Origin of the sequence: Stenotrophomonas riyadhensis (assembly GCF_040256885.1) — a bacterium.
Lineage (GTDB): Bacteria > Pseudomonadota > Gammaproteobacteria > Xanthomonadales > Xanthomonadaceae > Stenotrophomonas > Stenotrophomonas riyadhensis.
Genome location: NZ_CP155568.1, coordinates 3,532,984 through 3,556,285, shown reverse-complemented (window position 1 = coordinate 3,556,285; position 23,302 = coordinate 3,532,984). Strand labels below are relative to the sequence as shown.

Annotated in this window: 14 protein-coding genes; 8 read left to right on the top strand and 6 right to left on the bottom strand. The window is 68.1% G+C overall.

Annotated features, from left to right (window positions below; translation table 11 throughout):
* Nucleotides 1-222: 222 nt before the first annotated feature.
* Together recQ and SriyCCGPB3_RS16500 are read right to left on the bottom strand one after the other, a co-directional pair.
* Complete coding sequence (gene recQ, locus SriyCCGPB3_RS16505) at nucleotides 223-2,028, bottom strand: DNA helicase RecQ (protein WP_153855719.1); 1,806 nt, start codon at nucleotides 2,026-2,028, stop codon at nucleotides 223-225.
* A gap of 551 nt (nucleotides 2,029-2,579) precedes the next feature.
* Nucleotides 2,580-3,128, bottom strand: a complete 549-nt coding sequence (locus SriyCCGPB3_RS16500; RefSeq protein WP_005410730.1) for a Dps family protein — start codon at nucleotides 3,126-3,128, stop codon at nucleotides 2,580-2,582.
* 86 nt (nucleotides 3,129-3,214) lie between these two features.
* Between SriyCCGPB3_RS16500 and hrpA the strand changes: the two genes are divergently transcribed.
* On the top strand, nucleotides 3,215-7,297 hold the full coding sequence (gene hrpA, locus SriyCCGPB3_RS16495) for an ATP-dependent RNA helicase HrpA (RefSeq protein WP_350259507.1): 4,083 nt from the start codon (nucleotides 3,215-3,217) through the stop codon (nucleotides 7,295-7,297).
* A 112-nt stretch (nucleotides 7,298-7,409) separates the two neighbouring features.
* Here the strand turns inward: hrpA and SriyCCGPB3_RS16490 are convergent, their stop codons facing one another.
* Entirely contained in the window at nucleotides 7,410-7,946 is a 537-nt protein-coding gene (locus SriyCCGPB3_RS16490) for a hypothetical protein (RefSeq protein WP_153855721.1), read from the bottom strand.
* A 130-nt stretch (nucleotides 7,947-8,076) separates the two neighbouring features.
* Here SriyCCGPB3_RS16490 and SriyCCGPB3_RS16485 point away from each other — a divergent pair, with 130 nt between their 5' ends.
* Both SriyCCGPB3_RS16485 and SriyCCGPB3_RS16480 read left to right on the top strand, forming a co-directional pair.
* Nucleotides 8,077-10,233 (top strand): RelA/SpoT family protein, encoded by a 2,157-nt coding sequence (locus SriyCCGPB3_RS16485; RefSeq protein WP_248858109.1) that lies wholly within the window; start codon nucleotides 8,077-8,079, stop codon nucleotides 10,231-10,233.
* A 30-nt stretch (nucleotides 10,234-10,263) separates the two neighbouring features.
* A complete protein-coding gene (locus SriyCCGPB3_RS16480; RefSeq protein ID WP_153855723.1) occupies nucleotides 10,264-11,829 on the top strand; it encodes a hypothetical protein in 1,566 nt (521 codons plus the stop codon).
* On the opposite strand, the gene SriyCCGPB3_RS16475 is transcribed toward SriyCCGPB3_RS16480, so the two are convergent.
* Nucleotides 11,826-13,925 carry a glycosyltransferase gene (locus SriyCCGPB3_RS16475; RefSeq protein ID WP_153855724.1) on the bottom strand — a complete coding sequence of 700 codons (2,100 nt, stop codon included), beginning with the start codon at nucleotides 13,923-13,925 and terminating at the stop codon, nucleotides 11,826-11,828. The two genes, SriyCCGPB3_RS16480 and SriyCCGPB3_RS16475, sit on opposite strands and share 4 nt — an antisense overlap.
* A 96-nt stretch (nucleotides 13,926-14,021) precedes the next feature.
* Here SriyCCGPB3_RS16475 and mrcB point away from each other — a divergent pair, with 96 nt between their 5' ends.
* The 4 genes from mrcB to tsaB all read left to right on the top strand — a co-directional run bounded on the left by mrcB (nucleotide 14,022) and on the right by tsaB (nucleotide 20,327).
* The gene (mrcB, locus tag SriyCCGPB3_RS16470) at nucleotides 14,022-16,463 is read left to right on the top strand and encodes a penicillin-binding protein 1B (protein WP_110713268.1); all 2,442 of its coding nucleotides are present in this window, start codon (nucleotides 14,022-14,024) and stop codon (nucleotides 16,461-16,463) included.
* Nucleotides 16,460-16,996, top strand: coding sequence for a hypothetical protein (locus SriyCCGPB3_RS16465; protein ID WP_110713267.1), 537 nt, complete (start codon nucleotides 16,460-16,462; stop codon nucleotides 16,994-16,996). The genes mrcB and SriyCCGPB3_RS16465 overlap by 4 nt, the downstream gene beginning before the upstream one ends.
* Before the next feature lie 559 nt (nucleotides 16,997-17,555).
* The gene (locus SriyCCGPB3_RS16460; protein ID WP_153855725.1) at nucleotides 17,556-19,604 is read left to right on the top strand and encodes an ATP-dependent DNA helicase; all 2,049 of its coding nucleotides are present in this window, start codon (nucleotides 17,556-17,558) and stop codon (nucleotides 19,602-19,604) included.
* A gap of 9 nt (nucleotides 19,605-19,613) precedes the next feature.
* On the top strand, nucleotides 19,614-20,327 hold the full coding sequence (gene tsaB / locus SriyCCGPB3_RS16455; protein ID WP_153855726.1) for a tRNA (adenosine(37)-N6)-threonylcarbamoyltransferase complex dimerization subunit type 1 TsaB: 714 nt from the start codon (nucleotides 19,614-19,616) through the stop codon (nucleotides 20,325-20,327).
* Nucleotides 20,328-20,814: 487 nt separating this feature from the next.
* Here tsaB and SriyCCGPB3_RS16450 read toward each other — a convergent pair whose 3' ends face one another.
* Nucleotides 20,815-21,699 (bottom strand): energy transducer TonB, encoded by an 885-nt coding sequence (locus SriyCCGPB3_RS16450; RefSeq protein WP_110713262.1) that lies wholly within the window; start codon nucleotides 21,697-21,699, stop codon nucleotides 20,815-20,817.
* A complete protein-coding gene (gshB, locus tag SriyCCGPB3_RS16445; RefSeq protein WP_153855727.1) occupies nucleotides 21,699-22,646 on the bottom strand; it encodes a glutathione synthase in 948 nt (315 codons plus the stop codon). The genes SriyCCGPB3_RS16450 and gshB overlap by 1 nt, the downstream gene beginning before the upstream one ends.
* A 240-nt stretch (nucleotides 22,647-22,886) precedes the next feature.
* Between gshB and pilG the strand changes: the two genes are divergently transcribed.
* The gene (pilG, locus tag SriyCCGPB3_RS16440; RefSeq protein ID WP_005418455.1) at nucleotides 22,887-23,288 is read left to right on the top strand and encodes a twitching motility response regulator PilG; all 402 of its coding nucleotides are present in this window, start codon (nucleotides 22,887-22,889) and stop codon (nucleotides 23,286-23,288) included.
* Nucleotides 23,289-23,302: the final 14 nt, after the last annotated feature.

Below are 23,302 nucleotides of genomic sequence, written 5' to 3'. Positions count from 1 at the left end.
TAGCTGCAAGCGAGCGCGGATGCACTTCCGGCTGAATGGCCGGTTCAAGGTTGGAGCAGCACCAATGTATGTAGAGCCGAGCCCATGCTCGGCTGTCGTCCCCGCAGAAGCAGCCGAGCGTGGGCTCGGCTCTACAAGGGCAGCAGCGTAGGAGTAGCGCCGGGTCATGCCAAGCGAGCGCGAAGCGCGGCCGATCCACGGGCCGCCGGGCATGGCCCGCCGCTACCCTTCTTCGCGCACGATCTCGACCAGGCGCGGGCCGTAGCGGCTCAGCTTGGTGCCGCCGATGCCGCCGACCCGGGCCAGTTCGTCCAGGCTCGTCGGGCGCTGTTCGGCGATGTTGCGCAGGGTGCTGTCGTGGAAGATCACGAAGGCCGGCACGTTCTGTTCGCGGGCCAGTTCGGCACGCAGGCCGCGCAGCGCGTTGAACAGCGCCAGATCCTGCGGCAGCACCGACAGGCCGGTGCGCTGCGCGCTGCGCTCGCGGCCGCTGGTGCTGCTGGCCGGATCGCGGCGCATGCTGATCTGGCGGCGGCCGGTCAGCACGTCGCGGCTGGCGTCGGTCAGGCGCAGGCCACCGTGGCCCTCGCTGTCCACTTCCAGCAGGCTGGCGGCAACCAGCTGGCGGAACACGCTGCGCCAGGTGCGCGCGTCGAGGTCGCGGCCGATCGCGTAGGTGCTGAGCTTGTCGTGGCCCTGCTGCTTGACCTTCTCGTTCTCGCTGCCGCGCAGGACGTCGATCAGGTGGCCGACGCCGAAACGCTGGCCACTGCGGTAGACGCAGCTCAGCGCCTTCTGCGCCGGAATGGTCGCGTCCCACGAGGCCGGCGGCGTCAGGCAGTTGTCGCAGTTGCCGCAGGGCTGGGGATAGGTCTCGCCGAAACCGGCCAGCAGCACCTGGCGACGGCACTGCATCGACTCGCAGTAGCCCAGCAGGTGGTCCAGCTTGGACCGCTCCAGCTGCTTGCGCTCTTCGCCGGCTTCGGACTGCTCGATCATCTGCTTGAGCAGCACCACGTCGCCCAGGCCGTAGCACAGCCAGGCCTCGGCGGCCTCGCCATCGCGGCCGGCGCGACCGGTTTCCTGGTAGTAGCCTTCCATCGACTTGGGCAGGTCGGTATGCGCGACGAAGCGCACGTCCGGCTTGTCGATGCCCATGCCGAAGGCGATGGTGGCGCACATCACGATGCCGTCCTCGCGCAGGAAGCGGCGCTGGTTGCTGGCGCGTACTTCCGGTGGCAGGCCGGCATGGTAGGGCAGGGCGTTGAAGCCCTGGCCGCAGAGGAATTCGGCGGTCTCTTCGACCTTGCGCCGCGACATGCAGTAGACGATGCCGGCCTCGCCACGGTGGCCGCGCAGGAAATCGGTCAGCTGCTTGCGGGCGTTGTCCTTCTGCACCACGGTGTAGCGGATGTTGGGGCGGTCGAAGGAGCTGACGAAGTGGCGTGCTTCCTGCAGATCGAGGCGCTCGGCGATCTCGCGCTGGGTCGGCGGATCGGCGGTGGCGGTCAGCGCGATCCGCGGGATCTGTGGCCAACGCTCGTGCAGCACGGTCAGCTGGCGGTACTCGGGGCGGAAATCATGGCCCCACTGCGACACGCAGTGTGCTTCATCGATGGCGAACAGGGCGATCTGGCTGCGCGACAGCAGCGACAGGAAGCGGCCGGTCAGCAGGCGCTCGGGGGCGACATAGAGCATGTCCAGCTCGCCCGCGAGCAGTTCGCGCTCGACGCGGCCAGCGGTCTCGGCGTCCAGGGTCGAGTTCAGGTACTCGGCACGCACGCCGAGCTGGCGCAGGGCCTCGACCTGGTCCTGCATGAGCGCGATCAGCGGCGAGATGACGATGCCACATCCGTCACGCAGCAGGGCCGGGACCTGGTAGCACAGCGACTTGCCACCGCCGGTGGGCATCAGTACCAGGGCATCATGACCGGCAGCCACATGCTCCACGATGTCCTGCTGCGGACCACGGAAATCGTCGTAACCAAAGACGCGTTGGAGCAGGTCGTGCGCGGGACGGGAAGGCATCCGGCTAGTTTACCTCCCGGAGGCGGCGGCAGGGCTGCGCCCTGCACCTGCTACAAGCCAGAGCAACGTCAAAGGCAACAGCCGGCTCTGGGGTGTCTTCTGGCTGGGCGGGGCGGTGTGGGCTTGCAGGACACGCCGTAAACCCGTCCTTGGGGGCTCGATGGCGCCATCCATGGCGCCAACGGTCCTGCAAGCCCACACCGCCCCACCCCCGACAGTTTCCCGGTGACGGTGGATCCATCCACGCCATGCGTGGATGAAATCTGTCAGATATCGACAAACAAAATGGGGTCAGATCCGTTTTCCTGCGGAAAACGGATCTGACCCCAAGCAATGCCCTGGCAGATCGCGAAAATCTGTCGAAGGCGGGGTGGGTCCGGTTGAGGGGGTGTGAGCGGCATGGATGCCGCGACCAAGCCCCCATGGACGGGTTTACGGCGTCCCCCTCAACCGGACCCACCCCGCCAACCTTCAGGAAACTGGCTTTTGCTCTGGCTCTGGCTTGAAGGCTTCGGCGGGTGCAGGGCTGCAAGCCCTGCCGCCCCCAACCCTTACTGCAGCAGGGAACGCAGCATCCAGGCGTACTTCTCGTGAGTCTGCAGGCGCTGGGTCATCAGATCCTCGGTCGGCGCGTCGTCACCCTTGGCCGCCACCTCCAGCACTTCACGTGCCGTACGGCAGACCGCTTCGTTGGCGACCACCAACTGGCGTACCATTTCACGCCAGTCCGCACTGTCGGTCAGGCCCGGTTCCTCGGCGATCGAGGTCAGCGCAGCGAATTCCCGGTAGGAGCCCGGGGCATTGAAGCCCAGCGCGCGGATGCGCTCGGCCACGTCGTCCAGTGCCGCCCACTGCTCGGTGTACTGCGTCTCGAACATGGTGTGCAGCGAGTTGAACATCGACCCGGTCACGTTCCAGTGGAAGTTGTGCGTCTTCAGGTAGAGCGTGAACGCATCGGCCTGGAAGCGCGACAGACCGTCGGCGATCTTCTTGCGGTCGCCCTGGGTGATCCCGATATCGATGTTCGGCGCCGACGGTGCCGCCGCTGCAAGCTTCTGCTTGCCGGTCTTGGCCTTGGTCGTGCTCTTGGTCTTCGCCATGGGGTTCCTCCTTGTGGAATCGTTGGCCTTCACAATAAACCGGTCGTGATGACTGGTCGCTTTCAAAGTTTTGAACGAACCGATTGATGAACTCTATCGATAAAAATCCGCCGCCCCGCCTGCGCCAACAGCGTGCCGCCATCGACGGCGCCATGAGCCGCGACCGGGGCCGTTTGCTGGGAATGCTCTCGCGTTGCCAGGCCAAGCCACAGGATGCGGTGCTGGCCGCCACCTTCGAGCAGGCCTTGCAGGCGTCGGTGCAGCGCCGGCAGGTCCGGGCGCAGCAGCAGCCGTCCATTACTCTGGACCCGCAGCTGCCGATTGCGCGTGAAGCCGACGCCATCATCGGGTTGATCCGCGACCACCAGGTCGTGGTGATCGCCGGTGAAACCGGCTCGGGCAAGACCACCCAGCTGCCGAAACTGTGCTTGGCCGCAGGCCGTGGCCAGGCCGGCATGATCGGCTGCACCCAGCCGCGACGGATTGCCGCGCGTGCGGTGGCCAGCCGCGTGGCGCAGGAACTGCAGAGCGAACTGGGCCAGCTGGTCGGCTACCAGGTGCGCTTCAACGACAAGGTCAGCGAAGACAGCCGCATCAAGTTCATGACCGACGGCATCCTGCTGGCGGAAATCGCCAGCGATCGCTGGTTGTCGAACTACGACACGATCATCGTCGACGAGGCGCACGAACGCAGCCTCAACATCGACTTCCTGCTGGGCTACCTGAAGCAGCTGCTGCGCAAGCGCCCGGACCTGAAGCTGATCGTCACTTCGGCCACCATCGACACCGAACGCTTCGCCCAGCATTTCGACAATGCGCCGGTGATCAGCGTCGAAGGCCGCACCTATCCGGTGGAAGTGCGTTACCGCGCGCTGGAAGGCGAGGGCGAAGAGCAGGGCGAGCGCACCGTCAACGACGCCATCGTGTCGGCCATCGACGAGATCACCCGCCTGGATGGGCGCGGCGACGTGCTGATCTTCCTGCCGGGTGAGCGCGAGATCCGCGATGCGCACCAGTCGCTGGAACGGCGCAAGTACCGCAACACCGAGGTGCTGCCACTGTACGCGCGCCTGTCCAACCAGGACCAGGACCGGGTGTTCAATCCCGGGCCGAACCGGCGCATCGTGCTGGCCACCAACGTGGCGGAAACCTCGCTGACGGTGCCGCGCATCCGCTACGTGGTCGATCCGGGCTTTGCCCGCGTCAAGCGCTACAGCCCGCGCAACAAGCTGGACCGCCTGCACATCGAGCCGATCTCGCAGGCCAGCGCCAACCAGCGCAAGGGCCGCTGCGGCCGTATCGCCGAGGGCATCTGCTACCGCCTATATGCCGAGGCCGATTTCCAGGCGCGGCCGGAGTTCACCGATCCGGAAATCCGCCGCTCCAGCCTGGCCGGGGTGATCCTGCGCATGCTGCAGCTGGGCCTGGGCCGCATCGAGGAGTTCCCGTTCCTGGAAGCGCCGGACGAACGCGCGGTGGCCGATGGCTGGCAACAGCTGACCGAACTGGGCGCGATCGACGCCGAGCGGCGCATGACCACCATCGGCAAGCAGATGGCACGCCTGCCGGTGGACGTGAAGCTGGCGCGCATGCTGGTCGCCGCGCAGGCCGCCGGCTGCCTGCGGCCGATGCTGGTGATCGCCTCGTTCCTGGGCATCCAGGACCCGCGCGAGCGCCCGCCCGAAGCGCGTGGCGCGGCCGACAGCGCGCATGCGCAGTTCGCCGATGGGCGGTCCGAATTCGTCGGCGTGCTGCGCCTGTGGGATGCCTATCGGCAGGCTCACGAAGACCTGACCCAGTCCAAGCTGCGCGACTGGTGCGGTCGCCATTTCCTCGGTTTCCTGCGCATGCGCGAATGGCGCGAGCTGCATCGACAGCTGCGCCTGCTGTGCGAAGAACTGGGCTGGAAGGAAGAGGCCAACGAGGCCTCGATGGCGCCGTTGCTGGCTGGCAGCAGTGCACCGGCTCCGGCGCGCGATGACGCCGCTGCAGTGAAGGCCACCCGTGGCCAGCTGCACCGTGCCGCGCGCCTGGCCCGCGAAGGCAAGGCCGAGGCGGCCCCGGCGCCAGTGCCCGTGCGCGCGCAGAAGGAACAGGCACCGGTTGGCGGCGGTTTCAGCGAACGCGTGCGTGCCGCTGCGTACCAGACCCTGCATCGGGCGCTTGTGGCGGGCCTGCCGACGCAGATCGGCCACCGCACCGAGAAGGGCGATTTCCAGGCGCCACGCCAGCGCCGCTTCCTGCCGTTCCCGGGTTCGGCGCTGTCCAAGCGGCCGCCGCCGTGGCTGCTGGTGGCCAACCTGCTGGATACGCAGAAGGTGTGGGGCATGACCCTGGCGGCGATCGAGCCGGACTGGGTGATCGCCGAACTGCCGCACCTGCTGCAGCGCAAGCACTTCGATCCGCACTGGTCGCGCGCGCAGGGCCAGGTGCTGGCCTCCGAGCAGATCAGCCTGTTCGGCCTGGTGCTGGCGCCGAAGAAGCCGGTGCACTACGGCCGCATCGCGCCGGGCGAAGCGCACGACATCTTCGTGCGCCAGGCACTGGTGACCGGTGAGATCAACACCCGCGCCAGCTTCGTGGCCGACAACCAGAAAGTGCTGGAGATCGCCCGCGAGGAAGAAGCCAAGCTGCGCCGTGCTGGCATCGTTGCCGACGAGGACTGGCAGGCGCGCTGGTACCTGGACCGGGTGCCGCCGCAGATCCATTCGGCGGCGGGGCTGGACACCTGGTGGAAGGGGCTGGCGCCGGAACAACGCAAGACCCTGCACTGGTCCCTGGTCGATCTGTTGCCGGGTGAGGGCAGCGAACAGGAGCGCTATCCGAAGTACCTGCCGCTGGGCCAGGCGCGCCTGCCGCTGCATTACCGCTTCGAACCGGGTGCCGACGACGATGGCGTGACCCTGGACGTACCGCTGCACCTGCTCAACGCACTGGACCCGGTGCAACTGGGCTGGCTGGCGCCGGGTTTCGTCGCCGACAAGGCCTCGGCACTGATCCGCAGCCTGCCCAAGGCGATGCGCCGCAACTACGTGCCGGCACCGGACTTCGGCCGCGCGTTCTACGAGGCGTTCCCGCAGCCCAGCGCCGATGCCATTACCGGCGAACTGGCGCGCTTCCTGTCACGTGCGACCGGCGCAACGGTGACCGCGCTCGATTTCGAGCCTGGTTCGATCGAACCGCACCTGCACATGAACCTGCGGCTGCGCGACGAGCAGGGCAAGGTGCTGGCGACCTCGCGCGATCTGGACGCACTGCGCGCGAAATTCGGTGGTCGTGCCGGCGATGCGTTCGCTGCACGCGCTGGGCGCGAGATGGCCGCCGATGGCCTGCGCACGTTCCCGGCCACGCCGATTCCGCTGCAGGTACCCGGTGAAGCGGGCGTGCCGGCCTATCCGGCGCTGCTGGACGAGGGCGACAGCGTGGCGCTGCGCATCTTCGCCGATCGCCAGCAGGCGCAGGAGGCCCATCCGCTGGGCGTGCGCCGGCTGCTGGAGATTGCCCTGGCCGAGAAGGTGAAGCAGGCGCGCAAGCAGCTGCCGGTCGGTGCCAAGACCGGCCTGTTGTATGCGGCGATCGAGTCGCAGGAGCGCCTGCGTGGCGACCTGGTCGATGCGGCGATGAACGCGGTGCTGGCCGAGGGCCTGGAAGACATCCGCGATGCGGCGGCCTTCGAACAGCGACGTGAGCATGCGGCCAAGGCGTTGTTCGGCGAGGCCATGTCGCGGCTGAAACTGGCCGAGACCATCCTGGCGCTGGTGGCGGAACTGAAGCCGATGCTGGAAGCACCGTTGATGGGCTGGGCGCGCGGCAATCTGGACGACATGGAAGCGCAGCTGGTCGGCCTGATCCATCCCGGCTTCCTGCGCGATACGCCGGCTGACGCGCTGGCACAGTACCCGCGCTATCTGAAGGCGATGATCCTGCGCACCGAGCGCGCCAAGCGTGATCCGCCACGTGACCAGGCACGCATGCTGGAACTGCATCCCTTCCTGGAAGCGCTGGAAGCGGGGGAGCAGCAGGGACTGCGCGAGCGCCCGCAGTGGCAGGCCCTGCGCTGGGACCTGGAAGAGCTGCGGGTATCGCTGTTCGCGCAGGAGCTGGGTGCACGCACCGGCATCTCGGCGAAGAAGCTGGCGCAGCGGGTGACCGCACTGCGCCAGGCGTGAATCCTGTCCTGTAGCGCCGAGCCGAGCCGATGCTCGACTGCTGGCGATGGACGATCGCGTTCCATCGGAAAGCAGCCGAGCATCCGCCAGGCTCCACAGGACAGGCAATCCGTTACTTGGTACGGCGTACCTTCGGTTGTACGTTCACGCCTTCGATCTTCATGTACCAGACACCGAGCATTCCGGGCTTGATACTGACGTTTGGCGACTGCTTGCGCACCCCAGGGGTCGTGGACGTGTCGGTCTGCTCCCATTCCTGGCCGTTGTCCAGCACGTAGATGCGGCCCTTGCCGAAGCCGCGGAACTCGCCCTGCAGCACACCGGTGATCGGTTCGCTGCTGCCGAAATCGAAGAAGCCGCGGTTCTTCACGATCACTTCCTGACGGCCTTCCTCGCGCGCCGTTTCCCGTACGGCCGCAACCGCCTGGGTGGTGGCCGCTTCGACCTTGCCCTGCAGCCAGCGGTTCAGCGTGGCCAGTTCCTGCGCGTTGAGCTTGTCCAGGCCGGCCGCCTTGAACTCGGCCGGTGACATCTGCTGCTGCAGGTCACCCTCCACCACGCGCTGGGCCAGCGCAGGCGCCGACAGGGACAGCAACAGTGCGGCACAGGCCAGCAGCCGTAGACGGAAACGCGGGACGATCGAGGACATGTCGGGACTCTCCTGGGTTTGCCCGCGAGTGTAGCGGCATGTCTTCATGCCGGGTGATGGTGGCCGCGGTGATTGTCCCTGAACGGCGCCGGCGCTAGTGTAGGGGCCTCTGTCTTGCCTGCTCGATGCTGTGAACCGCGCTTCCGTCCCCGGCCTGGATGCCTTGTTGAACCGCCCCTCGGCAGCCGTGCTGCCTGCTCCGCTGCGCCAGGCCCTGCGCGGGCACTGGGAAGCGCCGGACTGCGACCATCAGATGCGCGCCAGCTGGTCGGTGCTGGGCGACACCCTCGACGCACTGGCGATGCTCTCGGCCGACGAAGGCGCGGTGGTCGCGGCCCTGCTGTTCGATCTGCCCGGCCTGCGCGCCAGCCTGGAGCAACTGCCGCTGGGCAACCACAAGGCCGCAGTGATCGGCCTGCTGGATGGCCAGGATGCGGCCGACCCGGTCTGGGCACTGCATGCCGGACGTGAGGCAGGGCGCAACAGCGAGGGCCTGCGCCGCCTGCTGCTGGCGATCATCCGTGACCTGCGCGTGGTGCCCATCCTGCTGGCGCGGCAGCTGGCGCGCATGCGCGCGGCCGACAAGCTGGACGATGAGCAGCGTCGCGCGCTGGCGCAGCTGACCCGTGACATCCATGCACCGCTGGCCAATCGATTGGGCATCTGGCAGCTGAAATGGGAGCTGGAGGACCTGGCGTTCCGCCACCTGGAGCCGGAGACCTATCGGCGCATCGCCCGCGAGGTCGACGAAACCCGCATCGCCCGCGAGCGCTACGTCGAGAACGTCAAGAAGGTGCTGTCGCGCGAACTGGTCGCGCAGGGCATCAAGGCCGAGGTCAGTGGCCGCCCGAAGCACATCTACAGCATCTGGCGGAAGATGCAGAAGAAGCGGCTGGCGTTCGACCAGCTGTACGACATCCGCGCGGTGCGGGTGATGGTCGATGATGTCGCCGCCTGCTATGCCGCGCTGGGCGTGGTGCATGCGCTGTGGGCGCCGGTGCCGAGCGAGTTCGACGATTACATCGCCCGGCCCAAGGCCAACGACTATCGCTCGCTGCATACCGCCGTGGTCGGTCCGGAAGGCCGCACCATCGAAGTGCAGATCCGTACCCACGAGATGCATTCGCAGGCCGAGCTGGGCGTGGCCGCGCACTGGAAGTACAAGGAAGGCGGCAAGGGCGCGGAAAAGTCCTTCGACCGCAAGATCACCTGGATGCGCCAACTGCTGGAGCAGGCGCAGGATGGGCAGGGCAATGAACTGGCCGGGGCGCTCGATGCCGAACTGACCGAGGACCGGGTCTATGCGCTGAGCCCGAAGGACGAGGTGCTGGACCTGCCGCAGGGGGCCACGCCGCTCGATTTCGCCTACCAGGTGCACACGATGGTGGGCCACCGTTGCCGTGGTGCGAAGGTCAATGGCCGTATCGTGCCGCTGACCTACCGCCTGCGCAGCGGCGACCGCGTCGAGATCCTGACCGGCAAGGAGGCCGACCCGCGTCGCGACTGGCTGATGCCGGCCAACGGCTTCCTGGCCAGCAACCGCTCGCGCGAAAAGGTGCGCAGCTGGTTCCACAAGCTGGATCGCGCGCGCAACGTGCAGGCCGGCCGCGAACTGCTTGAGCGCGAACTGAAGCGGCTCGGCCTGCAGCATTCGGACCTGTCGGTGGCGGCGAAGAAGTTCCATGCCGACAGCGTCGACGATCTCTACATCCAGGTGGCGCTGGGTGATACCGGCCCGAACCAGGTCAGCCGTACCCTGCTGGAGGCGGAGCGTGCGGCCAGCCAGCCGGCACCTGCGCCGAGCCTGCCACGCCCGACCGCGCGCCGCGAGAACCTGGGCAAGTCCAAGTTCACCGTGCAGGGCGTGGGCAACCTGCTGGTACAGCTGGCGCGTTGCTGCCAGCCGGTGGCCGGCGAACCGATCGTCGGCTACCTGACCCGTAGCCGGGGTGTCACCGTACATCGTGCAGACTGTGCTGCGCTGGCCCGGCTGGCAGCCACCAGCCCGCAGCGCATCCTGCCGGTGGAGTGGGGCCAGGCCGGCGGTGGCTACGAGGTGGACGTGGTGGTCACTGCAGTCGACCGCCGCTGGCTGCTGAAGGACATCACCAACCTGATCGCCCAGGAAGACGCCTACGTGCTCGACATCCACAGTGACAACGTGCGCAACAGTGGCCGTGCCCATCTGCGCCTGCGCCTGAAGGTGAGCGACTACGGCCAGCTGTCGACCCTGCTGGGCAAGCTGGATGCGCTGCCCGGCGTGAGCGAGGCGCGTCGCCTCGGCTGAGCTTCACGCTGCCCCGGCTACCCTGCACGCATGGAACGCGAGCCTCCGCATCGCCCGCATGGCGCTGAACATCCTGCGCTGGACCGCGTCCGCCGCGAAGGCCGTTGGTGGTGGCTGCAGGCCCGCCACGCGCGCCGGGTGTGGCGCTGGGCGCTGGTCGCAGCGCTGGCGGTGTTCGTGCTGCTGGTGCTGCTGCGCAAGCCGTTGGCTGACTGGTTCTGGGATGAACCGCAGATCGAACAGCTGCTGGTCGAGGGCGATCGTGCGCTTGCCAGCGGCCGACTGAGCGCGGCCGACGGCAGTGGCGCACGCGAACGTTACCAGGCCGTGCTGGCATTGGATGGCGACCGTCCGCAGGCCCGTGAAGGCCTGGCACGAACGGCCGCCGCCGCCCTGCAGCAGGCCCGCGACAAACTTGAGAGCAATGATCTCGACGGCAGTGCGCAGGCGCTGGCACTGGCCCGCGAACTGCAGGTGCCGCAAGGCGATGCAGATGCCGTCGCCCGCCAGTTGCAGGCACGTCGCAGTGCCGGGGCGGGCATCGGTGCGCTGCTGGCGCTGGCCCGCAATGCCCTCGCTGCCGGGCGGCTCGACGATGGCGACAGCAGTGCACTGCCGCTGTTCCAGCGCATCCTGGCACTGCAGCCAGACAACCTGCCGGCGCTGGAAGGGCGCGAAGATGCACTGAGCGATCTGCTGCAGCATGCGCGTACGCTGGCCGGGCGCGGGGACCTGGCCGAAGCCGCTGCGATCGTGCAGCGCGCGCGCCAGTTCGATGCCGGCCACGCCGATCTGCCCGCCAGCCAGGAGGCGTTGGCGCGGGCAGTCGATCAGCGCCTGAGGCAGGCGCAACGTGCATTGCAGCGGCGGCAGCTGGACGTGGCGGCCAAGGGGTTCCTGGCGGTTCTTGGGGTGGCGGCCGATGATCCCAATGCCCAGCGTGGCCGCGAACAGGCGTTGCAGGCCGTACTGGCACGCAGCCAGAAGCAGGCCGACGACTTCCAGTTCGAGGCGGCGCAGGCGGATGCAGCGCTGGCGGAAGAACTGGGCGCCTCGCCGGCCGCACGACAGCAGCTCGCACAGCGTCTGCAGCGCGCACACCAGGCGCAGAAGGCGCTGCAGCAGCCGTCGGTCAGCAACACGCAGCGCGAGCGCCAACTGCGCGACCACCTGCGCAGGATCGAGCGCGCCGAACGCGCTGGGCAGTGGATCAGTCCGCCCGGCCACAGTGCGTTCGACGCGTTGCGCGAAGCGCAGTCACTGGCGCCACGCGATGCACGGGTGAAGGCCGCTGCAGCCCGCCTGTTGCCGGCCAGCCGAAGTTGTTTCGACGACAACCTGCGGCAGAATCGCGTGCAGGCGGCCGGTGCCTGCCTGCAGGCGTGGCAGACCCTGTCGCCGACCGCGGCTGGACTTCCCGCGGCACGCCTGCGCCTGGCCCAGCGCTGGCTGGCGATCGGCAGCGAACGGCTCGGCAATGGAGACCTGGCGTTTGCCGCACACGCTGCCGAACAGGCCCGGTTGCTGCAACCGGACCTGGCCGAGCTGCCGGCGTTCGAAGACCGCCTGCGCCGCGCCGGCGGTCGCCCGGATTAGGTGAAGAACACCCGCTGCACGGTCGCGCGGGCAGCGTCGAGGGAGAAGTGCTCTGCGATGTTGGCCAGGCCGGCGTCGGACAACTGCTGCCACAGCTGCGGATCCTGGTACAGGCGGACCACCGCATCGGCGAAGCCCGCCGCATCATCGGCCACCAGTACGTCCTGGCCCGGGTGCAGGTGCATCCCTTCCACGGCGCAGGTGGTACCGACCACCGGCTGGCCATGGGCCATGCTCAGGTTGATCTTGCCCTTCACGCCGGCGCCGAAGCGCAGTGGCGCGATGGAAATGCGGGCACCGTCCATGTAAGGCGTGATGTCCTCGACGAAGCCATGCATCTGCACGCCCGGCTGGCGAGCGGCCAACGCCAGCAGCGATTCCGGCGTGGCGGCACCGATGCAGTGCAGGCGTACCTCGGGCAGACGGGCGCGGATGCCGGCAAAGACTTCGCCGATGAACCACTCCATGGCATCCAGGTTCGGCGGATGGCGGAAGCCACCGACGAACACCAGGTCATGGCGCTGTTCGAACGGCTTGCCGGCACCGGCGAGGTCATGCAGGTTGGAGATCAGTTCCACCTGCACGGCGGGTGCGTCGGCCTGCAGCTGCTCGCGCTCGGCGGCACTGACCAGCACGGTGATGTCGCACTGCTCCATCACCGCCAGTTCGCTGGTACGGGTGCGCTCGGCGGCCCGTAGCAGGCTGGTGTCGCCGGCGACTTCGGCACCGCGGCGTTCGCGCAGGTAGTGCAGGTCCACGGTGTCGAATACCGTGCGTGCCTGCGGGGCATAGCGCTTCAGCAGCGGCAGGCACTCGTGGGCAACATGATGGCGGACCAGCAGCGCCACGTCGAAGCGCGCACCGTGCGTGCGCAGCCAGCCGGCCACGCCATCAATGAACGGCGCGTACCAGACTTCCACGCCCATCCGCTGCAGCGCCTCGGTGGCAGCGCCGCCGTGTTCGCGGCGGGTGGGGACGAACACCACGTGAGCGCCGCCCTGCAGCAGCAGGCGGATCAGGTTGACCTGGCGCAGCGAGGCGGAATCGCGATCGGGCCTCGGGACTTCCTCATCGAGGATCAGCACCTGGCGGCGGCCGCGCTGCAGCAGCGCAGGCGACGGCACCGCACCCACTGCAGGATGGTGGGCCAGCTCGGCCGCCCACTTGGTCGCAAAGATGGCCTGGTTGCGCACCTGGTAGGCCTTCACCCCGCTGCCGGTATCGGTGCCGTTGCTGGTGCCTTCATCGTGGACCACGCGGCTGGCCGGCTGCACCAGCACTCGCAGGCCCTGGGCGCGAACGCGGAAAGCCAGATCGGTGTCCTCGTAGTACGCCGGCTTGTAACGGGTATCGAAGCCGCCCAGCTGCTGCCAGAGGGCGCGCGGCAACATCAGCGCCGCGCCGGAGCAGTAGTCGACGTCACGCAGGCTGGCAAAGCGCGGGTCGTCGGCGGCCTCGAAGCGGCCGTAGCTCCAGCCGCTGCCGTCGGCGAAGATCACGCCCCCCGATTCCTGCAGTCGGCCATCCGGGTACAGCAGTTGGCTGCCGACCAGCCCGGCCTCGGGGGTATTGGCGAACGTGTCCAGCAGTGCATCCAGCCAGCCCGGCTGCGGCACCGTATCGTTGTTGAGCAGCACCACGAAGCGGCCGCGTGCGCGTGCGACGCCGTCATTGCAGGCTTCGATGAAGCCGCCATTGCGCTCACGTACCTCATAGCGCAGTCCGGCCACCTGTGGCATCCACTGCGGGGTGGTATCACTGCTGCCGTCATCCACCACCAGGATCTCGCAGGCCGCCGCCGGCGGGTGCGCTGCCAGGGCGCGCAGGCAGGCCAGGGTGTGGCCGACGTGGTTGTAGACCGGGATGACGATGCTCACTTCCGGCGTTTCACTGAACGGCACCGTGAAGGGGGCGAACGCTTGTTCCGGTGGCAGGAACAACGGCGTGCGTGGGGCGGGGACGGCGCGCTGGGTGTGCACGCGGATGCGCTGCCAGGTCGCCCGCCACCCACGGGTACGCAGGCTGGCCAGGCTCCGGCGGGCCAGGCCCGACAGGCGGTTGATCAGGTATCGGATCTCGGCCAGGGACATCGCCATCCGGTTGCAACTCCAGCTTAAGCAGGGGAACCCGGGAGAATCCGCCAGCCGCAGCGGCTGGGGTAGACTCGCCAGACCTTACATTCTCGCATCCCCGTGCCCCGACGCTACGATTCCGACGACATCGACGATTTCGACGACGACGACCAGCAGGACAACGGCCCGCTGTGGCGGCGCCGGCTGATCACCTGGAGCATGGCTGCGGTCGCGTTGGGATTGGGTTTCCTCATCCCCTATACGCTGTACCTGAACCAGCAGGTCACCCAACGCTTCGGTGAACTGCGCTGGCAGATTCCGACCCGTGTGTACGCGCGTCCGCTGGTGCTCACGCCCGGCAAGGCAATGGATGCGGCGACCCTGAAGACCGAGCTGGCCGCTTCTGCCTACCGCGATGACGGCCAGGGCAAGGAGCCAGCCACCTATGCGGTGAACGGCGGGCGTTTCGTCATTTCCAGCCGCGGCTACAACGATGTCGACGGCCGGGTTGCCCCGCGCCGGCTGGAACTGTCGTTGTCCGACGGTGCGGTCGCGTCGCTGCGTGATGCCGACAACCGCAAGGCGCTGAAGGCCGCACGGCTGGACCCGGCGCGCATCGCCACCCTGTACGGGCAGAAGCAGGAAGAACGCCGCCTGATCCGCATGGATGAGGCGCCGGACCTGCTGGTGACCGGCCTGCAGGCGGTCGAGGACAAGGACTTCAACCGCCACCACGGCATCGACCTGTCCGGCATCGCCCGTGCGGTGTGGGTGACCATCCGCTCCGGTGGCCAGAGCCGCCAGGGCGCCTCTACGCTGACCCAGCAGCTGGCCCGCAGCGGCCTGCTCGGCATCGGCAAGGAACAGACGGTCACCCGTAAGTTCAACGAAGTGCTCTACGCGCTGATCATGGAAGCGCGCTACGACAAGCGCACCATCTTCGAGGCCTACCTCAACCAGGTGTACCTGGGCCAGCGCGGCAGCCAGGCGATCCATGGCATGTCCTCCGGTGCCGAGTTCTGGTTCGGCCGCGACCTGTCGTCGCTGGAAACCGAGCAGATCGCGCTGCTGATCGGCCTGGTCAAAGGCCCGTCCTTCTATGATCCGCGGCGCAACCCGGAACGTGCGCTGGACCGCCGCAACTTCGTGCTGGGCAAGCTGCACGAGGCCACGCTGATCGACGACGCCGAGTACCAACGTGCGCTGAAAGCGCCGCTGGGGGTGCCCAAGACCCCCGGCCTGGTTGCGGCCAACCGCTTCCCGGCCTACGTCGATCTGGTTCGCCGCCAGCTCGGCCATGATTATCCGGAATCGGCACTGCAGGGGGCCGGCCTGAGCGTGATGACCGGCATGTCGCCGTCCGCGCAGGCCTATGCCGAAGGTGCGGTGACCCGCACCATCAAGTCGCTGGAAAGCAAGCGTCGCCCCGAACTGCAGGCCGGCATGGTGCTGACCGACGTGCACAACGGCGACGTGCTGGCCGTGATCGGCAGCCGTGAAGTGTCCGAGGTCGGTTTCAACCGTGCGATCGAGGCACAGCGCCCGGTCGGTTCGCTGCTGAAGCCGTTCGTGTACCTGCTGGCGCTGGCACAGCCGGACCGCTATTCGCTGGCCAGCTGGGTCGACGATTCACCGGTGACCGTCCAGCTCGGCCGTGGCCGCAACTGGACCCCTGGCAACGCGGACAACCGCAGCCATGGCACCGTGCGCCTGATCGACGCGCTGGCGCATTCCTACAACCAGGCCACGGTGCGCGTGGGCATGCAGGTCGGCCCCGAACGCGTGACCCAGCTGATCCACGTGCTGGCCGGCATCAAGGCCGAGGCGAATCCGGCGGTGATCCTCGGCTCGACCGACCAGAGCCCGTACGCGATGGCGCAGCTGTACCAGTTCCTCGCGTCCGGCGGTGAGATCCAGCCGCTGCACGCGGTGCGTGGCGTGCTCGACCCGCAGGGCAAACTGCTCAAGCGGTATGACAAGACTCCGGCACCGGCCCAGGAAGGTGACTCGATCGCCGCCAACCTGATCAGCGTCGGCCTGCAGCAGGTGGTCGCCAGTGGTACCGCGCAGCGACTGAATGCCGATGGCCTGGGCCGCCTGCAGCCGGCCGGCAAGACCGGCACCACCAACGACGGCCGTGACAGCTGGTATGCCGGCTATACCGGTGATCATCTGGCGGTGATCTGGATCGGCAACGACCAGAACGAGCAGGCCGGCCTGTACGGCGCCACCGGTGCGATGCGGGTGTGGTCGGGTATCTTCCAGCGCCTGCCGAGTGCCCCGCTGCGGGTCAGCAACAAGGGCCTGGACTGGCAGTCGGTGGCACCCACCGGTCTCAACACGACCGATGAAGGCTGCCCGGGTGCCCGCCGCTTCCCGTTCGTGGTCGGCTACGCTCCGGCGTATGCACCGTGCGCACCGGCGACGTCGCCGGATGGGCAGGGCGGTGCCGAAGGCGAAGGCGGTGGCTGGCGTAGCTGGTTCGGACTGGACCGCAAGCCGGAAGCGCCTGCCGAACCTGCCGCGGCACCTGCCGCAGCCTCTCCTCCTCCGAGCCGATGATGTCGATGAACATGCGATCCCTGTTGCAGCCCCTGGCCTTGACCGGCCTCAGTCTGGCCCTGGCCGCCTGCGTGAGCAGCGCACCGCCAGTGGTCAAGCCGGTCGATACCACCACGCCGGCGCAGCGTCTGGCCGCCGTGAACGCAGCTGCGGGTCCGGACGACAAGGAGCTGTCGGTGCAGCCGCTGCGTGATTCGCAGGTGGAAGATCTGCGGGTGACCGCGCAGGCGCAGCGCCAGGCCAACGATCTGGCCGGTGCCGCCAGCAGCCTGGACCATGCGCTGGAGATCGTGGCGGGTGACCCGGCGGTGCTGCAGGAGCGCGCCGAGCTGGCGCTGCTGCAGGGCCAGTGGGCGCAGGCGGAGACGTTCGCACGCAAGGCGATCGACCTGGGTTCGAAGACGGGGCCGCTGTGCCGCCGGCACTGGGCGACGATCGAGCAGTCGCGCCTGGCGCGGGGCGAGAAGGAAAATGCGGTGTCGGCGCATGCGCAGATTGAAGGTTGCACGGTGCCGGGGATCAAGCGGTACTGAGGTATTCCACTCCATCGGGCGCTGCCCCCTCTGCGGCGCGCGCTCGCACTGATGGATACTGGTGATGGGCCGGGTGGGTGGGGCGTGCAGGACACGCCGTAAACCCATCCCTGGGGGCTCGATGGCGCCATCCATGGCGCCAACGGTCCTGCACGCCCCACCCACCCGGCCCGCCATACATCGCGCGGGCCGCAGGCAAGAACAAAATCAAAATCAAAAGCGGGTCGCGCGCTGCGCGCACTCGCGGTAATTCATCGTTTTTCCCCGTTCCCTCCACCGCTTTTGACATCCCAGTCGAGCAAGCTCGACGCTACGAAGCGCGTGCCTCCGTCACCGGGAAACTGTCGAAGGCAGGGGACTGTGGGTTTGCGGGGTGTCCGCGGCATGGATGCCGCGGCCAAGCCCACAGGGACGGGTTTACGGCGTCCCCGCAAACCCACAGTCCCCTGCCAGCCCTCGGTGCAACCCAGAGCCATGACCGCCGTTGCCGTTGCTGGTGCTCTGGCTCCGGCTTGAAACGGGTGCCGGGCAGCGCCCGGCCGGGTATCCTTTCCCTCCGATGTCCGACCTTGTCCATGCCAGCCGCGAAGCCCTCAGCGACGGCGGCGCGCTCGCCTCGCATCTGGATGCCTTCGTCCCGCGTCCAGCCCAGCTGCACCTGACCGAAGCCATCGCCGATGCGCTGCAGCAGCGGGACCTGTTGCTGGCCGAGGCCGGTACCGGTACCGGCAAGACCTTCGCCTACCTGGTGCCGGTGTTGCTGTCCGGGTTGCGCACCATCATCTCCACCGGTACCCGCGCGCTGCAGGACCAGCTCTACCACCGCGACCTGCCACGGGTGCGCCAGGCACTCGGGGTCGGCCTGCGCAGTGCGCTGCTGAAAGGGCGTGCGAACTACCTGTGCCGCTATCGCCTGCAGCAGGCGCGCGGTGAGCCGCGTTTTTCCAGCCCCGAACAGGCGGCGCAGTTCCAGCGCATCCTGGCCTGGTCCGGTCGCTCGGAGTTCGGTGACATCGCCGAACTGGAAGGCCTGGCCGATGACTCGCCGCTGCTGCCGATGGTTACCTCCACCGTCGACAATTGCCTGGGCACCGATTGCCCGTTCTGGGACGATTGCTTCGTGGTGCGCGCGCGACAACGCGCGCAGGCCGCCGACGTGGTGGTGGTCAACCATCATCTGTTGCTGGCCGACCTGGCACTGAAGCAGGATGGCTTCGGTGAACTGTTGCCGGGCGCGCAGGCCTTCGTCATCGACGAGGCGCACCAGCTGCCGGAACTGGCTGCACAGTTCTTCGGCGAGGGTTTCGGCATGCGACCGTGGCAGGAGCTCGGGCGCGATTGCCTGGCAGAAGCACGCGGGGTGGGCGGCGCGCAGTCGGCGTTGCAGGAGCCGGTCGACCAGTTGCAGCAGGCGTTGTTGGCGCTGCGTTCGGCGATGGAGGGGCTGCCGCCACGTGGCACGCAATGGCGCGCACTGGCGATGCCGCAGGTACGCGACGGCTTCGATACGGTGATGGCAGGGTTGGTAACGCTGGAGCAGGCATTGCAGCCGCTGCGCGAAGCGGCGGCGGGCCTGGATGCCTGCCATGCACGGGCGCGCGAGGCGGTCTCGCGGCTCAGCCGCTGGCTGGGCGATGACGAACCTGCCCTCGATTTCGATACCGACCCGGCGGAAACCGCCACTGCCGCCGATGTGCTCTGGTACGAACTCACCCCGCGCGGTTTCCGCTGCCAGCGCACGCCGATGGATGTGTCCGGTCCGTTGCGCGAGCACCGCGAACGCAGTCGTGCGGCATGGATCTTCACCTCGGCGACGCTGACCGTCGGTGGCGGTTTCGATCACATCGCCACGCGCCTGGGCCTGGACGACCCCCACACGCTGGTCCAGCCAAGCCCGTTCAACTGGCCGGAGCAGGCGTTGTGCTACCTGCCCGAAGGCCTGCCTGATCCGGCCGCGCGGGGCTTCGGCACTGCGCTGATCCAGACCCTGCGACCCGTGCTGCAGGCCTCGCAGGGCAGGGCCTTCCTGTTGTTCGCTTCGCATCGCGCGCTGCGCGAGGCCGCCGAGGCACTGCGCGACGGGCCATGGCCGTTGTTCGTGCAGGGCGAGGCGCCGCGCGCGACGCTGCTGCAGCGCTTCCGTGAATCCGGCAATGGCGTGCTGCTCGGTTCGGCCAGTTTCCGCGAGGGTGTGGACGTGGTCGGCGAAGCACTGAGCGTGGTGATGATCGACAAGCTGCCGTTCGCGGCACCGGATGACCCGGTGTACGAGGCGCGGCTGGAGGCGATCCGCAGCCAGGGCGGCAATCCGTTCCGCGACGAGCAGTTGCCGCAGGCGGTGATCGCACTGAAGCAGGGCGTCGGCCGTCTGATCCGCAGCGAGAGCGACCGCGGCGTGCTGGTGCTGTGCGACCCGCGCCTGCTCAATCGGGGGTATGGCCGGGTCTTCCTCGATTCGCTGCCGCCATTCCGCCGTACCCGCAGCCTGGCCGATGTGCAGGCCTTCTTTACGCCACAATGGGCGCCCGTGGCCGATGATGCGGCTGCCCCGGTCGCTGTAGCGACCGGTCCCGAGCCGGCGCCCGGTGCCACGTTCCCCCTGTTCTGACCCGATCCGATGAAACTGCTCGCCTTTGAAACCGCCACCGAAGCCTGTTCCGTTGCCCTGCATGTCGATGGACAGGTACTGGAACGCTTCGAGATTGCCCCGCGTCGGCACGCCGAACTGAGCCTGCCGTGGGCGGAGGCGCTGCTGGCCGAAGCCGGCATCAGCCGCCGCCAGCTGGACGGTATCGCGCTCAGCCGCGGCCCGGGTGCGTTCACCGGCGTGCGCCTGGCGATCGCCATTGCCCAAGGCATTGCGCTGGCACTGGATCGGCCATTGCTGCCGGTCTCGACACTGCAGGTGCTGGCGCTGCGGGCACCGGCGGAAGAAACGCAGATCCTGTCGGCGATCGATGCGCGGATGGGCGAACTCTACGTTGCCCGCTTCGAGCGCGTGGACGGCCTGCCGGTGGCGCGCGATGCAGAACGTGTGTGCGCACCTGCCGCGGTGGCGCTGCCGGAAGGGCTGTCCGCCTACGGCGTCGGTACCGGTTTCGGTGCAGCCGAGGGCGCGCTTGTTTTGCAGTTGGGCGCTGGCCTGCGCGGCTTTGATGCCACTGCGCTGCCGCGGGCATCGGACGTGCTGGCACTGGCGGTGCCGGCCTTCGCGCGCGGCGAAGCCATCGCACCGGAGAAGGTCGAGCCGGCGTACCTGCGTGACAACGTGGCGCTGACCCTGGTCGAGCAACAGGCGGCGCGCGAGGCGAAGGCGAAGGCCAACGGCTGAGCCCCTCGTGGCGGGGGGCGAAAGCACAAGCCGCGCTGGGCCGGGCGGGGTGGGTTCGCGGGGGACGCCGTGAACCCATCCCTGGGGGCTTGGCCGCGGCATCCATGCCGCGGACACCCCCGCGAACCCACCCCGCCCGGCCACGGACAGTTTCCGTGTGCGTCCGCCACGGAAAATCAAAAAAATCAAAGTCAAAAGCGGGTCGCTTCGCTCGCATCCACGCGTGGCGTGGATGTGTGTCGACCAAGGTCGACACCTACCAATAGCAAAAATGCGCCGCGATCTGTCAAAGGTGGGGCGGTGTGGGCTTGCAGGACCGTTGGCGCCATGGATGGCGCCATCGAGCCCCCAGGGATGGGTTTACGGCGTGTCCTGCAAGCCCACACCGCCCCGCCAAACCCAAAGCCCAACCGCAGCTCTTGATCTTGCTGTTGCAGTTGCTTGGGCTTGCAGCGGGTCCCGGGCCGCAGGTCCGGGCAACAAAACCCTACCGATCGTCGTGCAGGGTGCCGCCCGGCAGGAACACCCACGTGCGGGTGACCTGCAGGATATCGATCTCATCCTCGGTCTTCGGCAACGGCGGGAACGGCTGGGCTAGCTTCACCACCCGCAGTGCCGCCTCATCCAGCAGCGGGGTCCCGCTCGAACGCAGGATCCGGCTGCTCTCCACGCTGCCATCGCGGCGCACGCCCACGCTGATCACCACCTGGCCACCCAGGCGCCGCTGCCGCGCCTCATCCGGGTAATTCAGATTGCCTACGCGCTCGGCGCGATCGACCCACGCGCGCAGGTAATTGGCATAGGCATATTCGCGCGTGCTGGCCGACACGAACTTGCGGTTCGGACGCTTGGCGTACTGCGCCGAGCGCAGGTGCACTTCGGCGGCCAAGCGCGCCATCTCCACGTCGCGCTGTTCGCGCGCGCTCAGCGGTGCGTCCGGTTCGGGCTGATCCGGCGTGGGCCGGGACTGCGCCTGCGCCACCATTTCTTCGCCATTGCGGCTGCTGACCACCCGTGCCTGCGGCGGCGGAACCGGTGCGGCCGATTGCTGCTGCTGTGGCACCGGGCTGATTCCGGACTGGGCCTGCGGCACGATGCCGGCCTGGTTGTCGCGCGGACGCTGCGCGCGGTCGTGCTCGCCACCGCCTTCCTGGTTGGCTGCGGCCAGGAAATCGGCCTGCTTCGGCGTCAATGCGGTGCGGGTCTGGCTGAAGATCACTTCCAGCGTCGGCACCAGCGGTGCATCGCCCTTCACGGCAAAGCCCACGCCCAGGATCAGCAGGGCGTGGACCAGCACAGACAGCGCGATGGTCGCCCCCAGCCGTTGCGCTTCGCGCGGCGGCGGGGGCAGGACGGCAGGGGCGGACGGCATCAGCGCAGGCCGGCCTCGAGTGCGTCGAACAGGGTGCCAGCGATGTTCAGCCCGTACTGGGCGTCCAGTTCGCGCACGCAGGTCGGGCTGGTCACGTTGACCTCGGTCAGGTAATCACCGATCACGTCCAGGCCGACGAAACGCATGCCACGACGCTTCATCTCCGGGCCCACCTGGGCGGCGATCCAGCGGTCGCGCTCGCTCAGCGGGCGGCCTTCGCCGCGGCCGCCGGCGGCCAGATTGCCGCGGAATTCGTCGCCCTGCGGGATGCGCGCCAGGCAGTAATCGACCGGCTCACCATCGACCAGCAGGATGCGCTTGTCGCCGGCGGTGATGTCGGGAATGAACTTCTGCGCCAGTGCCATCCTGTGGCCGCCGTCGGTCAGCGTTTCCAGAATCACATTCAGGTTCGGGTCGCCCTGGCCGCTGCGGAAGATCGAGCGTCCGCCCATGCCATCCAGCGGCTTCAGGACGGCCTGGCCGTGTTCCAGGGCAAAGGCCTTCAGCGCCTTGGCATCGCGGCTGACCAGGGTCGGCGGGCAGCACTGCGGGAACAGCAGGGCGGCCAGCTTCTCGTTGTAGTCGCGCAGCCCCTGCGGATTGTTGACCACGCAGGCGCCGGCGGCCGCGGCCACGTCCAACACCTGGGTGTCGTAGATGTATTCGGCGTCGACCGGCGGGTCCCTGCGCATCAGCACGATCTGGCCGGGGCCGAACTCGGTACGGCTGAACGCGCCCAGCTCATACCAGCCGGCCGGGTCGTCGCGCACCTGCAGCGGCGCGGTCTGGGCCACCGCCACGCCACCTTCCAGGGCCAGGCCGCCCGGGCGCACGTAGTGCAGGGCATGGCCGCGGCGCTGGGCTTCCAGCAGCATGGCGAAGGTGGTGTCCTTGGCGATCTTGATGTGGGCGATGGGGTCCATCACCACGATGACGTTCAACGGCATGGGCGCACCTGTCAGGCAAGGCGTTGATGGTAGCGGCAACGCCGCTCGCGCGCCTCCCCGCCGTACTGCAACGCAGCGTCCGCCCGGCGGTCGCGCACGCATTGCGAAACCCGTCACGTTCAGGAGGGCGCCATGCCCCGCGCCATGGGGCGGCCTTGAAGCGGGCGCGGAAAGTGCGATATAGATACGCTTTCGTAGCGGCCCCCGCCAGAGATCGGGCCGTGCGCTTGGGGATAGGCAATGACTGAAAACACGACTGCGGGCGGGGAACTCGCAGGACTCCGGGTGATGGTCATCGATGATTCGAAGACCATCCGCAGGACTGCGGAAACGCTGCTCAAGCGCGAAGGCTGCGAGGTGGTCACCGCCACCGACGGCTTCGAAGCGCTTGCCAAGATCGCAGACCAGCAACCGCAGATCATCTTCGTCGACATCATGATGCCGCGCCTGGACGGGTACCAGACCTGTGCGCTGATCAAGGGCAACCAGCTGTTCAAGGCGACCCCGGTCATCATGCTGTCGTCCAAGGATGGCCTGTTCGACAAGGCGCGGGGACGCATCGTCGGCTCGGAGCAGTACCTGACGAAGCCTTTCACGCGTGAAGAACTGCTGGGTGCCATCCGCACATACGTCAACGCCTGACCAGGGGGGAAAGG